Annotated in this window: 14 protein-coding genes; 9 read left to right on the plus strand and 5 right to left on the minus strand. The window is 67.9% G+C overall.

What is annotated here, in order from left to right:
• Window positions 1–14: 14 nt before the first annotated feature.
• Genes A5705_RS14465 through A5705_RS14485 form a run of 5 tightly spaced genes read left to right on the plus strand, consistent with a single transcriptional unit; the run spans window position 15 to window position 5,764 of the window.
• Window positions 15–1,079 (plus strand): acyl-CoA dehydrogenase family protein, encoded by a 1,065-nt coding sequence (locus A5705_RS14465; RefSeq protein WP_068278262.1) that lies wholly within the window; start codon window positions 15–17, stop codon window positions 1,077–1,079.
• Window positions 1,076–2,182, plus strand: coding sequence for an acyl-CoA dehydrogenase family protein (locus tag A5705_RS14470; RefSeq protein WP_067876050.1), 1,107 nt, complete (start codon window positions 1,076–1,078; stop codon window positions 2,180–2,182). The genes A5705_RS14465 and A5705_RS14470 overlap by 4 nt, the downstream gene beginning before the upstream one ends.
• Window positions 2,179–3,336, plus strand: a complete 1,158-nt coding sequence (locus A5705_RS14475; protein ID WP_197521272.1) for an acyl-CoA dehydrogenase family protein — start codon at window positions 2,179–2,181, stop codon at window positions 3,334–3,336. Before A5705_RS14470 ends, A5705_RS14475 begins: the two co-directional genes overlap by 4 nt.
• Complete coding sequence (locus tag A5705_RS14480) at window positions 3,333–4,268, plus strand: acyl-CoA dehydrogenase family protein (RefSeq protein ID WP_067876046.1); 936 nt, start codon at window positions 3,333–3,335, stop codon at window positions 4,266–4,268. Before A5705_RS14475 ends, A5705_RS14480 begins: the two co-directional genes overlap by 4 nt.
• Window positions 4,265–5,764, plus strand: coding sequence for a class I adenylate-forming enzyme family protein (locus A5705_RS14485; RefSeq protein WP_067876042.1), 1,500 nt, complete (start codon window positions 4,265–4,267; stop codon window positions 5,762–5,764). Before A5705_RS14480 ends, A5705_RS14485 begins: the two co-directional genes overlap by 4 nt.
• Window positions 5,765–5,884: 120 nt before the next feature.
• On the opposite strand, the gene A5705_RS27265 is transcribed toward A5705_RS14485, so the two are convergent.
• The 4 genes from A5705_RS27265 to A5705_RS14500 all read right to left on the minus strand — a co-directional run bounded on the left by A5705_RS27265 (window position 5,885) and on the right by A5705_RS14500 (window position 9,450).
• Window positions 5,885–6,301, minus strand: a complete 417-nt coding sequence (locus A5705_RS27265; RefSeq protein WP_082956479.1) for a barstar family protein — start codon at window positions 6,299–6,301, stop codon at window positions 5,885–5,887.
• A gap of 286 nt (window positions 6,302–6,587) precedes the next feature.
• Window positions 6,588–7,004 carry a barstar family protein gene (locus tag A5705_RS14490; RefSeq protein WP_197521274.1) on the minus strand — a complete coding sequence of 139 codons (417 nt, stop codon included), beginning with the start codon at window positions 7,002–7,004 and terminating at the stop codon, window positions 6,588–6,590.
• 93 nt (window positions 7,005–7,097) lie between these two features.
• On the minus strand, window positions 7,098–9,134 hold the full coding sequence (locus A5705_RS29180; protein WP_082956480.1) for a ribonuclease domain-containing protein: 2,037 nt from the start codon (window positions 9,132–9,134) through the stop codon (window positions 7,098–7,100).
• A 16-nt stretch (window positions 9,135–9,150) separates the two neighbouring features.
• The gene (locus A5705_RS14500; protein ID WP_068278267.1) at window positions 9,151–9,450 is read right to left on the minus strand and encodes a PE domain-containing protein; all 300 of its coding nucleotides are present in this window, start codon (window positions 9,448–9,450) and stop codon (window positions 9,151–9,153) included.
• Between the two features lie 148 nt (window positions 9,451–9,598).
• Here A5705_RS14500 and A5705_RS14505 point away from each other — a divergent pair, with 148 nt between their 5' ends.
• From A5705_RS14505 to A5705_RS14520, 4 genes are all read left to right on the plus strand, one after another.
• Window positions 9,599–11,110, plus strand: coding sequence for an HNH endonuclease signature motif containing protein (locus tag A5705_RS14505; protein WP_068278269.1), 1,512 nt, complete (start codon window positions 9,599–9,601; stop codon window positions 11,108–11,110).
• Between the two features lie 94 nt (window positions 11,111–11,204).
• Window positions 11,205–11,567: a hypothetical protein gene (locus tag A5705_RS14510; RefSeq protein WP_156763122.1), complete on the plus strand. Its 363-nt coding sequence runs from the start codon at window positions 11,205–11,207 to the stop codon at window positions 11,565–11,567.
• Window positions 11,568–11,615: 48 nt separating this feature from the next.
• Window positions 11,616–12,644: a hotdog fold thioesterase gene (locus A5705_RS14515; protein WP_068278273.1), complete on the plus strand. Its 1,029-nt coding sequence runs from the start codon at window positions 11,616–11,618 to the stop codon at window positions 12,642–12,644.
• 80 nt (window positions 12,645–12,724) lie between these two features.
• Complete coding sequence (locus A5705_RS14520; RefSeq protein ID WP_067876022.1) at window positions 12,725–13,930, plus strand: amidohydrolase family protein; 1,206 nt, start codon at window positions 12,725–12,727, stop codon at window positions 13,928–13,930.
• Here A5705_RS14520 and A5705_RS27825 read toward each other — a convergent pair.
• The gene (locus A5705_RS27825) at window positions 13,922–14,068 is read right to left on the minus strand and encodes a hypothetical protein (protein ID WP_197521275.1); all 147 of its coding nucleotides are present in this window, start codon (window positions 14,066–14,068) and stop codon (window positions 13,922–13,924) included. The two genes, A5705_RS14520 and A5705_RS27825, sit on opposite strands and share 9 nt — an antisense overlap.
• Window positions 14,069–14,218 lie beyond the last annotated feature (150 nt).

The raw sequence follows: 14,218 nt of genomic DNA on the forward strand, positions 1-14,218 counted from the left end.
ATGTTAGGGGTCTTATGGATGTCGGTCTGACTTCGGAGCAGCTGTCGCTGCGCGACACCGTGCGCGGCATCCTGCGCACCGAGTGTCCCCCCGACGCCGCCCGCCAGGCCCTGACGGACCCCGAACGCTGGCGTGCCCCGTGGAAGACGGTCGTCGACCTGGGCTGGACGGAACTCGCCTTGCCCGACGGCGGCGACTACGGGCCCGTCGAGACCGCGGTGGTCCTCGAGGAATGCGGGGCCGCGCTCGCGCCGATCCCGTTGCTCAGCAGCGTCGGCATGGCCGCGGGCGCCCTGCGGTCCAGCGGCCTGGACGCGGTGCTCGCCGACATCGCCGGCGGCGTCGTCGCCACTCTCGCCGTCCACGCGAAAGGGTCCCGCCTGCCGGGCGCACCGATGACCTTGCGCGGCGGACGCCTGCGCGGACGGGCCGTTGCGGTTCCGAACCTGACCCGCGCCGAACTGGTCGTCACGCTGGCGCACGCCGACAACGGTGTGATGGTCGCGGTCGCGCGCTGCGACAGTGCCAGCGGCGTGACCGTGGTGCCGGTCGAGTCGACCGACCCCCCCCAACCGGTGGCCGACGTCGAGATCGAGGCCGAGCCGGTGGCCGCCGCGGCGGTGGAGCTCGAAGCGGCGCTGGCCGCGCCGCTGGTGGCCGCGGCCGCCGACCTGGTCGGCGTGGCGAGCGGCGCGCTGCACCGCGCGGTCGAGCACGCCAAGGCGCGCCGCCAGTTCGGCGCGCCGATCGGCGCCTTCCAGGGGGTCAAACACGCGCTGGCCGACAACCACGTCGCCGTGGAACGCGCGCGCAGTCTCACCTATGCGGCCGCGGCCCGGCTCGCCGATCCGGACGCCCGGGACGCCTGGACCGCCGCGGCGCTGGCCAAGGCGGCGGCCGGCGATGCGGCGGTGAATTGCGCTCGCACCGCGGTGCAGGTGCACGGCGCGCTCGGTCAAACCTGGGAGCACGACATCCACCTCTACGTCCGGCACGCCTGGCAGGGCGCCGCGCTGCTGGGCGACAGCCGCGCGCTCTACCACGAGGTGGGCCGCCGGTTCGCGGGAGGCGCGGGATGACGGCTGTCGTTGAGGAATTCGGCAGGTGGCTGTCCGACTTTCTGCCGAAGGACTACTACGAGCGGTATCGCGAGTACCGCTGGGACCTGACGCTGCGGCGGGACTACCAGCGGGCCGCGTTCGAGGCCGGATGGCTCCAGCCGACCTGGCCCCGCGAGCACGGCGGTCGGTCGCTGGGTCTGCGCGACGCGATGGAGGTCCGGATCGAGGGCGCGCTGCGCTCCGCGCCCAAGCTGCCCAACATCCAGGGACCCGGCGTTGCCGCGCCGGGCATCCGTCAGTTCGGCACACCCGCCCAGATCGACCGGCTACTGGTTCCCCTGCTGCGCGGCGACGAATGGTGGGCGCTGGGCATGTCCGAGCCGGAGGCGGGATCCGATTTCGCCGGGCTGCGCACCCGGGCCGAGCGCGATGGCCCCAATGGTCAAGTCTTCCGCGTCAACGGCCACAAGATCTGGACCACGCAGGCCCACCTGTCGCGGTGGTGCACCCTGTATGCCCGCACCGATCCCGAGGCACCCAAGCACCGCGGCATCTCCTGCCTGATCCTCGACCTGCAGGCGCCCGGGGTGCGGGTCGAACCAATCCGCATGGCGTCGATCTCCGACGAGACGTTCTGCGAGGTCTTCCTCGACGACGTCGAGGTGCCGGTCGAGAACCTGCTCGGGCCGCTGCATGGCGGCTGGAACGTGGCGCTGTCGTCGCTGCACCACGAACGACAGATGATCTGGATCATGAACTGGGTCGAGATCAAGCGCGGGCTCGACGCGGTGCGCCGGGCGCGGCCGACCGACGACATCTGCGCCGAGCTCGGCTCGCTGCTCGCCGACGCCGAGGCGCTGCGGGCCACCGGATACCGCGCGCTCGGCAACGAGCTGGCGGGCCGGCCCAGCCCCGAGGCCGACATCCTCAAGCTGCTTGGATCCGTTACCTTGCAACGGGTTTGGGAGCTGGCCGCGGTCGCTCAGGGACAGGATGGGGTGAGCGATCCGGATCTGCTGTTCGAACGCCAGGACGCGCTCGCCGCGACCATCTACGGCGGAACGTCGGAAGTGCAGCGCAACATCATCGCCGAGCGGCTGCTCGGGCTGCCGAAGGGATGACGACGATGGATTATGACCTCGGCGAGGACGCCGCACAACTGCGAAACCATCTGCGCGAGCTGGTTTCTCAGCACATCCCCGCCGACTTTCTCGGCGCCTGCACCGAGAATCCGCAGGACCTGGCCACCACCGAGACGTTCTGCAAGCTGCTGGCCGCCGAGGGCCTGCTGGCGCTGGCGTGGCCGAAAGAGCATGGCGGCGGCGGTGGTTCGGTGTGGCAGCAGACGGTGTTGCGCGAGGAGATGTGGGCGCAGCACGAGCCGCGCGGCCCGCAGTACATGGGGATCAACTGGGTCGGCCCCGCGCTGATGCGCTACGGCACGGCGGAGCAGAAGGCCAAGCACCTGGCGGCCATCGCCTCCGGCGACGTGATCTGGTGCCAGGGCTTTTCCGAGCCGGAGGCCGGGACCGACCTCGCCTCGCTGCGCACCCGCGCGGTCAAAGACGGCGACGGCTGGCGCATCACCGGCCAGAAGGTGTGGACGTCGTACGCGCTGATGGCATCGTGGTGCGTGCTGGCCGCCTGCACCGATCTGGAGGCCCCAAAACCAAAGCGGCTCACCCTCTTTCTGATCCCGATGGACCGGCCCGGCTTCACCGTGCGGCCCATCGGGTCGATGCTGGGACCCCATCACCTCAACGAGATGTTCCTCGACGACGTGCAGGCCTTCCCCGGCGACGTCCTCGGCGAGGTCGGCGACGGGTGGCGGGTGATGCGCGAGGCGCTGGCGTTCGAGCGGGTCGGCATCGCGCGCTACGCGCGGTGCGAGTCGCTGCTGGACCGGATGCGCAGGCAGCTCGGCGAGGACTGGGACTCGTTGCCCGAGTCCATTCGCGCCCGCTGGGTGCGCGCGCTCGCCGACTTACGGGTGGCCAGGCTGCTGGCGTACCGGGCCATCTCGCTGCAGGACGACCCGTCGGCCGGCGCGGCGGCCAGCGCCGCCCGCATCGCCACCACCACCTGCGACCAACAGGTTGCCGAGCTGCTCTTCGACGTGCTGGGTCCCACGGCACTCGACAGCGGCACGTCGGCGCCGCTACACGGGGCCATCGAGGACCATTGGCGCTACGCACAGGCCGCCACCGTGGCATCGGGCACCATCGAGGTGCAGCGAATGCTGGTGGCACGCGACGTTCTGGGAGAGCACAGGTGAAAACCGAACTGCCGCAGGATATCAGCGACTTCGCCGCCGTCGCCGCGAAGCGACTCACCCGGTTGGGCGGTCCCCCGGCGGCGCTGCGCGCCGAGGCCGACGACGGTGTGCGGGATGCGGCGCGCATGGCCCTGAGTGACGTCGGCGCGTTCGACCTCGACGTGCGGTCGTCGAACGATGACCTGTTGGCCGCCGCGGTACTCTGCCAGGCCGCCGGCGCCAGCGCCCTGCCCTATCCCGTCGTCGAAGAGCTGCTGGCGATCGACGGCGCCCGCCTGGCGCTGGTCAACCCCGAGGCGCCGCGCATCGACCACGGCGACCTGCCGGGCGAGTGGGTCGCCGCCGACCTGGACGGTCACCGCTACCGCCTGCGGGCGGCGTCGCGCACCACCTCCAAGCTGGGTCCGTTTCTGGTGCCGGCCACGTTGAGCGCACCCGACGGGACCGTTCCGGTCGGCGACGTTAACCTTCATCTCGTGCTGGGATCATGGCGGATTCTGGGAGCCCTGCAGCAGTCGCTGCACATCGTCACCGACCACGTACGCGCCCGGGTGCAGTTCGGTAAGCCGCTGGCGGACTTCCAGGCCGTCAGGTTCGCCGTCGCGGACGCCGCTGTCGGGGTGCGGGGCCTCTACGAACTCGCGAAATACACCGTTTCCCGACCGGAATCGCTACCGGTGCAGGTGCATTCGGCCGACGCGCTCCTGCTCCGGTACAAGGCCGCCGACACCGCGCGACAGGTGCTGCGCACCTCGCACCAGCTCCTCGGCGCCCTGGGCTTCTGCGACGAGTCCGACGTCAGCGTTCTCGACCGGCACACCCAGCCGCTGATCCGGTTGCCGCTGAGCGCCGAGGCGCTGGCGCTGCGCCTGATTCCCGACGTGCGCGACGGCCACCTGGAGACGCTGTTCAGCGGGCCGGTACCCGCATGACGACCGAGCCTGTTGAATCGGGCGTCGCTCTTAACCCGCTCGAAGACGGCATCCCGTTCGGAACCAAACTCCAGCAGCTCGCCGAAGAACGGCGCGACGCTCCGGCGGTGACCGTCGTCGCGCTCGACGGCACCTCCGAGTCACTGACCTTCGGTGAACTCGACGCCCGCGCCAACCAGTGGGGGCGTGCGCTGGCGGCCAACGGTGCCGGCCCGGGTTCCCTTGTCGCCCTTGCTATCCCGAACTCAGTGCACCTGATGCTCGCCGCGCTGGGGTGCTGGAAGATCGGCGCGGTTCCCGTCCCCATGCATTGGGATCTGCCCGAATGGGAACGCGACCGGGTACGCGACGTGATCTCCCCCGCCGTCGTCGTCGACGAACGAACCCGGTGGGAGCTGCAGTCGCGCGCGGCCGGCGAATCCGCGAGCCCGCTGCCCGCGGCGGTCTCCCCCCACGCCAACGGGATCTGCAGCAGCGGGTCCACCGGTGTCCCCAAGGTGATCCTCAGCTTGGCGCCGTCGCTGTGGACGCCGCAGCACGGCGAGCCGTTCCTGTCGAACTGGACACCGGTCGCGCAGCCGCAGACCATCATGGTGCCCGCGCCCATGTACCACACCAACGGCTTCGCCACCTTCTTCTTCCTCCTGGCCGGTGACCACCTGGTCGTGCTCGAAAAGTTCGACGCGGCACTGGTTTTGGACGTGATCGAGCGCTTCCGGATCACCAACTTCACGGCCACGCCCACGATGCTGGCGCGTATCGCGGCGCGGCCCGACATCCGGCAGCGCGACCTGTCCAGCGTCGTGTTCATCCTGCAGGGCGCCGCGGTGATGCCGCCGTCGCTCATGCACACCTGGTTCGAGCTGCTGAGCCCCGAACAGATCGTGTCCGCCTACGGCATGACCGAGAACCTCGGACTCACCGCATTGCGCGGCGACGAGTGGCTCGCCCATCCTGGCAGCGTCGGACGCGGGTTCCGGGACACCGAGATCCGGATCCTGGACGCCGGCAGGACACCTCTGGGGCCCGGCGAACACGGCGAGGTCTACCTGCGTTCACCGATGGCCGCGGGATCGCGATACCTGGGCGGGGCGGCGCCGCTGCCGTCGACCGACGACGGCTTCCGTTCCGCCGGCGACATCGGGTACCTCGACGAGGACGGCTACCTCTACATCGTCGACCGCCGCGTCGACATGATCGTCACCGGCGGCGCCAATGTCTTTCCGGCGGAGGTGGAGTCGGCGCTGGCGGGCCATCCGGACATCGCCGACGTGGTGGTCATCGGGCTCGTCGACGCGCGGTGGGGCCGACGCGTGCACGCGGTGGTTCAGCTCGCCGACGGCGCGTCACTGACCGAAGAACAGGTGATCGAGTACGCCAAGAGCCGGCTCGCGCACTATAAGGCGCCGAAAACCGTCGAGTTCGTCGACGCGATCCCGCGCACCGCGGCCACGAAGGTCAATCGTTCGGCGATGATCGAGGCGCGGGGCGGCTAGCGGCCCGAAGTCGGCTCATCGCCCTGCACTTCGGCGCGGGGCCGGGCGACAGTCTGCCGCACGCGGGCGATCGCGGGAACCCGCTTCGATGTCCAATGCGCAGTTCTAGCCAAACCGTGCTCAGACGGTAACGGTCACGACAGGGATGCCGGCGGTATGCCACCGCTCGCGAACTGCGCCGAGTTCACTGGTCGGAGCCGAAAGCAATAGGCCGAACACTGCTGGCGGGTCAGCTTCGTCGCGATAGTAATCTCGATAGAAAGCGATTTTTTTGGCAAACCAGGAAAATGCTTCGGGTTGATCAACGAGAAGCAACTGCGCGTCAGTTATATCAGTTAGGTAACCGGTCGCGGGCGGTTTACCTTCGGCCGTATTAATCATGTTGTCCAAGTCGCGCATGAAGTCATTAAATGCGTTCATATTGCGTCCGAACCATGGCGGGAAGTGCCACGCTTTGGCGAAGGCGTCGAAGAGAGCATCGAGCGTTTTCATGTGCGCTGCGTCGACCGTTCGAAGCTCGACGCCGGCCTGAGGCACCAAAGGCGTTGGTATTGCGCGGTGTAGACCAACGCACGCCTCGTGAGCTGCGGCCCCTGAGATAAATTCGTCTAGGTTTATGGTCGTCCCCCTGAGGCTAACGAATTCGAGTCATTACATATTCGTTCACAGCGGATTTAGGGATGCCCGAGTCTCAGTAGATCGAAGAAAACAGGAACAATCTCGAAATGAATCGCGCACCGTAATCTTCCCCATTCCATGAGAATTCATATTCTCGTATGCGGGAAGAAACTCGCCGAAGAGGCCATTTGCCACCAAACCGCGCTCAGACGGTAACGGTCACGACAGGGATGCCGGCGGTTTGCCATCGTTCGCGGACCTCGTTGACGTGGGCGGCGGAAGTGGAAAGCAACAATGCGAAGGCGGCCGGCGGCCTGAGTTCGTCACGGTAGTAATCCCTGTAGAAGGGCATGGTGTTGGCGAACCAAGAGAAGAGGTCGGGTTGTTCGGCGAGGATGAAATGCGCATTGGTTATCAGTGTGAGGTAGCCGGGAGCCTGTGGCCTTCCCGTAGCTGTAGTCACCATGTTGTCCAAGTCGCGCATGACATCATCGAAGGCGTCCATGTTGCGCCCGAACCACGGCGGGAAGTGCCATGCCTCGGCGAAGGCGTCGTAAAGCGCATCGCGAGTCTTCGTGCGCGAGCCTTCGATTTTTCGAAGCTCGAATCCGTCAGGGGGCACCAACGGTAGCGCTGTCTCCCCAACGATGCCAACGCAAGCTCCATGCTCAGCCTGAGATATGAATTGTTCTAAGTTCATGGTCTCTGTCATTTCTTAGCGGACCCGCCGAAATGATCCATAGTGTCCATCCGTATACCACGCCGATCCGTCAGAGCCGGTGACGATGCGCTGCGGGTCGCGGTTCTGGCCCGGCACCTTTGGATTGACGTCCCACTCTTGATAGGTGATGGGCTTGCCAGACGAGTCCGTTGGCGGCAGAAGCCCTTCCCGATTCTGGAAATTGCTCCCGCCCTTGGTGCCAGGCGCGTTGGCTGATCCTGGCCATTTTCCAGCGTCGATCTGTTGCAGTACGTCTCGCACGTTTTGCGGTATTTGTGGTTGACCACCGGACGTATGGGGCTGCTCTGGCGCTGGCTGTGTCCAGGACGGTATGTCAGTCCGGACGGCCTCTTTGCCGGGCGTGAATTGCGTGTTCGCAGAATTCAATCGCCCTTCAAGCTGCGACTTCCACGAATTGTAGGTCCAGGCTTCTTGGTTGTAGGCGTTCACCGCATCCAAATTGGTGGGGTCAGGCCGCCAAGAATTGTGGCGCTCGATGTCTTTCATCAACTGCTCGTATGCCCGTTGCGCTGCCTCCACCGATTTCGGTACCGGTGGGCTGGCCCACGAAGGGGTAGGCGGCGGCCGTAGCGGCGGCTCGCCCGGTGACGGAGGGGGAGGCGGCGGAACGGGCGGTGTCGGAGCAAGCGGCATCGGGGTGGGTGGCGCCTGCGGCATTTCGCCCGGACCGGAGCCGAGCATTTGGGCGCCGGGGCCACCGGGTCCACCAGGGCCTGCACTATTGGGCGGCGGCGGCCCGGGCGGACCGCTTTGCGGCGCGGCAGGCTCGGGGCTCGGCGGCGCGGCTGGCTCCGGGCTCGGCGGCGGCGGTGGCTGCGGCGGGGACTTCAGCTTCTGGGCGGTGTCGCCAAGGTCCAGCTGCGGTGGTTGCGGTGAGGTGGCGACGGTGGGCCGGGGCGGTTCGGGATGGACGTAGGCCAGCGGCTGCGCGGCCGTCGTCGGTGAGCTGGTGGTCAGGAGGGCGGCGGCGACCGGCCCCGGCAGCGCCGCTGCATTGAGCATGCCGGGGCGCGCGCCGCCGGCCTGCTCGGCGGGTGGTGGGGTGAAGCCGTCGCCCGGGGGCCGCACGAAGCTGGTCAATCCCGCGCCCGGATAACTGCCGACCGAACTCGGCCCAGGCACCGATCCTGGTCGCGGACTTAGGCTTTCGGCCCGCGACGCGAACGCCTGGTCGATCTGGGCAGCGGTCAGCCCCTGACCGCCCGGTGTCGCCACGTTCGGCGCGGAAGGAACCGCGGCCTGCGGGGGCCTGGCGAACATGCCCGAGGGGGCTTGCGGAGCCTTCGCCACCGGCTGGGCAGGGGTGTGTGTGGTCGCCATCGGGGCAGCACGGGACGTCGCGGCCACCTGCGATACCGCCATGGCCGGGGTAATCGCCGCCTGGACGGCTTGCTCGCCGGCCTGCATCGTCGCCCCGGCCGCGCTCATCGCCGCGTTTTCGGCCAACCCCGCCGCAGCCACCGCCGGCGCCCCAGCCACCGCCGGCGGGAACGGCACCATGAGCGCCGCCGTACTCGCGCGCAACACCGCCCCATAGGCCGCACCCGCGGCGGCATTGCGCGGCCACATCTGCCCGTAATACTCCGCATTCAAAGCCGCGATCCGCGGGGTCAACGCCCCCAACACGGTCAAATTGATCTGCTGATCGGCGGCCTCTTCCATCCGATTGGCCACCGCCTGCTCAGCGGTCACCATCGACGCCAACGCCGTCTGATGAGCGGCAGCCGCCGCCGCCACATGCGGCACCTTCTCCAACAACGCCGCGGCCAGCAATTCATGCTGGGTATCCAGCGCGGTCTGCGACGTTGCCGAGGCCGCCGCACCCGCGCCCTGCCAACTCGTGCCGTAGGTTGCTCCGCCGGACACCGTCGAGGTCGCCGCGATCGTCTGCAGATTCGTCGCCTCAGCGCTCAGCGTTTCGGAATACGCCAGCGTGGACGCCGGCCCCGACCCCGACATCAACGCCGTGTAGTTGGCCTCCGGGCTGAACGTCGGCCACGGATGCCCCATTGCAACTCCCCTACCGCTACAGCGAGATCGCCGCCGCGCGGACCGCCTCACTGGCCACCGTCGTCACCCCCGCCAACGACTGGGCATCGGAAAACAGCCCGCGCTGGGCGGCATGCTCGGCAGCCGTCGCCACATAAGCCGCACCCACCGCGGCCAGTGCCGCGGCGAACTCCGCCGAATCGGCATCCGCACCCATCGGCAGAACTCCCAACAACGTCGGCGCGCCCGCGGTCGCACCAGCGCCAGTCTGGGCAGCCAATTCCGCCTGGGCCGCGGCCGCAGCCCCCACTTCCGCCGGCTCCATCGCAAAAACCATCGCCGATTACCTCCCCACGGGCGTATAGCGGCCATCCTATGCCCGCCCCCACCGGCACAGCACCTCACCAATCAGCGCTCGGCCTCGACGCTCGGCGCGACCAGCTGCGGGCCGACCCGTGTCGGCCGCTTTCGGTATACTCGAACACATGTTCGAATCGAAGCGGTTGTCGCGGGAGGCCGTTGCCCGGTTGGACGAGATGATCGAACGGTGCCATCCGTCCAAGACGGCGGAGTCGGCGGCGTTGCTGGAGCAGATCGGTGCGGCGACGCGCGCCGAGAACCGGCAGGCCGCGGTCCAATTGGAGTTGATCGGGCGGTTGTTTGCTTACCGACTGTCGCGGTGTTCGGACACCGAGGACTGGGCCGTCGACACGATGGCGGCGGTGGCCGCGGAGCTCGCCGCGCACCTGCGGATCAGCCAGGGGCAGGCGTGCAGTCGGCTGCGCTATGCCCGCGCGCTGCGCGAACGCCTGCCGAAGGTGGGTGAGGTGTTCAAAGCCGGGGACATCGACTACCGGACGTTTCAGACAGTGGTGTATCGCAGCGATCTGATCACCGATGACGACGTGTTGGCGGCGGTGGATGCCGAACTGGCCGCCGCCGTGACGCGCTGGCCGTCGATGACGCAGGGCCGGTTGGGCGCCCAGGTCGACAAGATCGTGGCCAGAGCTGACGCCGATGCGGTGCGACGACGCCGCGAGCGCGTGGCGGACCGCGAGGTCTGGATCGGTCCGGTGGGCGACGGGCTCTCGGACATCAGCGCGACCGTGTTGACTCCGGATGCCCAGGCGCTCGACCAGCGCCTCACGGCGTTAGCGGCCACGGTGTGCGCCCACGATCCGCGCACTCGCGACCAGCGCCGCGCCGATGCCCTGGGGGCGTTGGCCGCAGGCGCCGACCGGCTGGGCTGCCGGTGCGGGCGAGCTGATTGCGCGGCCGCAAAACGCCCCCCGGCTGCTCCGGTGGTGATTCATGTGATCGCCGAGCAGGCCACCGTTGACGGCCGCTCGCCAGCACCCGCCTCGGCGCTCGGCGCCGACGGGCTGATCACCGCCGACCTGCTCGCCGAGCTTGCCAAGTCGGCCAAGCTGATGCCCCTCGTCCACCCCCTCGACGCCCCACCGGAGAAAGGCTATGTGCCGTCCAAGGCGCTGGCCGATTTCGTACGCTGTCGTGACTTGACGTGCCGCTGGCCCGGTTGTGACCACCCCGCCATCGACTGCGACCTCGACCATACGATCCCCTACGCCGCCGGCGGGCGCACGCACGCATCAAATCTCAAGTGCTACTGCAGAACTCATCATTTAGTAAAGACGTTCTGCGGCTGGACCGACCAGCAGTTGCCCGACGGGACGCTCGTACTGACCTCCCCGGCCGGGCAGACCTACGTCACCACCCCGGGCAGCGCGCTGCTGTTTCCCGCGCTGTGCGTACCGACCGGTGCAATGCCGCCCGCCGAAACACCGGCCCAAAAGCCGTGTGCCGAGCGCACCGCGATGATGCCCAAACGGCGACGGACCCGCGCGCAAGACCACGCCGCGCGGGTGGCCACCGAACGCCGCCACAACCGCAACGCCCGCCTGGCCCGAAAAGCCGCCAGGCCCAACTACTTCAGGCTCCCCCCACCCGCCGACGACGAGGACCCGCCGCCTTTTTAGGACGGCTTTTGGGATCGGTAGCCGGCAGCACACGCGAAGCTTTCGCAAGTCGTCGGCCGTGACCTGCGGCCGCCAAGAGCGAAAGGAACGCGTCGTGCAGTCCGTCCGGAAGTTCAAGAAGGTCTTCGCGGGTGCCCTGCTGTCGGGCGGCCTGGTGGTCGCCGGTCTCGGTCTCGGCGCCGGCACCGCGCAGGCCGACAACCCCGATTGGGGGCCCGCCCATCACTGGTGCCCGGGGCAACCCCTCCCGGCGACCGGTAACCATGTCACCGACCCCTTCCGGGGGTGGAACATGAGCGTCTGCCACACCTACTACTACCTGTATCCCGGCATGGGCAACGTCTCCAACATGATCTGGGACGGCGACAACCCGCCGCCGAAGCCGCCACCCCCACCGGCCCTGATCAACAGAGACAACTGCCAGCAGATACTCGGCATCTTCTGCCCCAAGGCGTGACCGAGCGACGGGTCGTCGGGCGGCGCCGCGCGCGGTAACCTCATTCTCATGGCTGAACCGAACGATGAAGCCGAAGTGACGCGCGGCGACCGCTTCATCAAGACGGCCGTCGAGATACTGGGCGAAACGGGACGCACCGACTTCACCGTGCAGGAGGTCGTCGCGCGCTCGAAGACCTCGCTGCGGGCGTTCTACCAGCATTTCAGCGGCAAGGACGAGCTGCTGCTGGCGCTGTTCGACAGGACCATCGCGCAATCGGTGCAGGGCTGGCGCGCCGAGACCAACGGGCTGGACAGCACGGCCGCGCTGAAGCTGGTGATCGACCGGGTCAGCCAGCAACCGGAGTCCACCACCCAGGACAGCCTGAACAGGGCCCTGACCCTCTACAACCAGCACCTGGCCGAGACGCGACCGCGTGACTACGCCCGGGTGCTGTCCCCCCTGCACCAACTGATCCGCGACATCGTCGGGCAGGGCATCACCGAAGGGGTCTTCAATCCGGGACTCGATGTCGGGTCCGCGGCCGCGATCGTCATGCAGACGATCATGGGCGCGCAGCGATTGCATTGGCTCGGAACGGAATTGATCAGTACACCGATCGACGCCGGCCAGCTGTACGACTTCTGCAGCCGCGCGCTCGGCATCCGGGACACCGACGAGGAGACGGCCCAGCCCTCGCTGGCCGAACTGTTCGCCCAAATCGGCATGCGGCCTGGCACCCACAATGGCGAATTCGCGATGACGATGCCGGTCAGCCCGCACGTGACCAACACTTCCGGCGCCCTGCAGGGCGGCCTGATCGCCACGCTCGTCGACGTCGCGGGCGGACAGTTCGGGCTGGAATACCTGCAGCCGGGAACCACGATGACGACCGCCGACCTCTTCGTCCGCTACCTGCGGCCGATCAAGCAGGGCGCCGCGCGCGCGGTGCCGCGGATGTTGCGAGCCGGTCGCCGGGCGATGGTCATGCAGGTCGACATCTACGGCGACGGCGACGAACTCGCCGCGACCGCGACGGTGAACTTCGCGATCATCAGCGGAACGACCCCGACGGCGGGGCTGCGGGCCGGCGACTAGGCCACTACACGCCGCTCGGCAGAAGTGGTAACGTCATTACCACCTACCGAGAATCCAAGACTTCTCCCAAGGAGATCGCCATGCCGTCTCGCGAACTTTCCTTCCCCGTGTTCGACGCCGACAACCACATGTACGAACCGCAGGAGGCGCTGACCAAGTTCCTGCCGGAGAAGCGCAAGAACGTCATCGACTACGTGCAGGTGCGCGGTCGCACCAAGATCGTCGTGCGCGGCCACATCAGCGAGTACATCCCCAACCCGACGTTCGAGGTGGTGGCACGCCCGGGAGCCCAGGAGGACTATTTCCGCCACGGCGCGCAGGGCAAGAGCTACCGCGAGATCCTGGGCGAGCCGATGAAGGCCATCCCCGCCTTCCGCGAACCGGGCGCGCGACTCGAGGTCATGGACGAACTGGGCATCGACTATGCCCTGATGTTCCCGACGCTGGCCAGCCTGGTCGAGGAGCGCATGAAGGACGACCCGGAGATGACCCACGACGTCATCCACGCGCTCAATCAGTGGATGTACGAGCAGTGGTCGTTCAACTACCAGGACCGCATCTTCGCCACCCCTGTCATCACCCTGCCCATCGTCGAGCGTGCGCTCGAAGAACTCGAGTGGGTCCTGGAGCGCGGCGCCCGCACCGTGCTGGTCCGCCCGGCGCCGGTGCCCGGATACAAGGGCAGCCGGTCGTTCGGCCTCGAGGAGTTCGACCCGTTCTGGCAGGCCTGCATCAAGGCCGAGATCCCGGTGTCGATGCACGCCTCGGACAGCGGCTACTCGGAATTCGCGAACGTGTGGGAGCCCGGCGACGAGTTCCTGCCGTTCAAGCCGACCGCGTTCCGCAGCTTCGCGATGGGCCACCGGCCGATCCTGGACGCAATGGGTGCGCTGGTGTGCCACGGCGCGCTGTCGCGCAACCCGGAACTGCGGATCCTGTCGATCGAGAACGGCGCCGACTGGGTGCCCGACCTGTTCAAGGGCCTCAAGGGCGTCTACAAGAAGATGCCCCAGTCGTTCAGCGAGGACCCCATCGAGGCCTTCAAGCGCTGCGTCTACATCACCCCGTTCTGGGAGGACCGGTTCACCGAGATCGTCCAGATGGTGGGCACCGACCGGGTGCTCTTCGGCTCGGACTGGCCGCACCCCGAGGGCCTGAAGGACCCCATCTCCTTCGTCGACGAGCTGACCGACTTCAGCGAGGAGGACGTTGCCAAGATCATGGGCGGCAACCTCATGAAACTGATGAAGGTTTCCGAGCCCGCGAAAAAGCCGGTCTCAGCCTGAGCGGTCGGCGTCGTCGAGGATGGAGACGACGCCCCTGGTCTCGAATACCGCGAGGCGCACGTCGGCGGGGGTTTGGTGGCCGTGCTGGCGCAAGAGATCGCTTCCAGGTCCTCCGATGACGGCGTCCGGATCGCTCATCTGACTGGAGGTACCCGCACACACCCGGCGTAACCGCCGCGGGCCGCCGACGCTGCGCCGCGTGGCCGCCAAACGAACTGATCGGGTGATTACGTGGCGGGCGTTGATAATCTGATTATCTACGTGTGCAAACACCTCGAAGGGACGGCC

This window comes from Mycobacterium sp. E787 (genome assembly GCF_001668725.1).
Taxonomy (GTDB): domain Bacteria; phylum Actinomycetota; class Actinomycetes; order Mycobacteriales; family Mycobacteriaceae; genus Mycobacterium.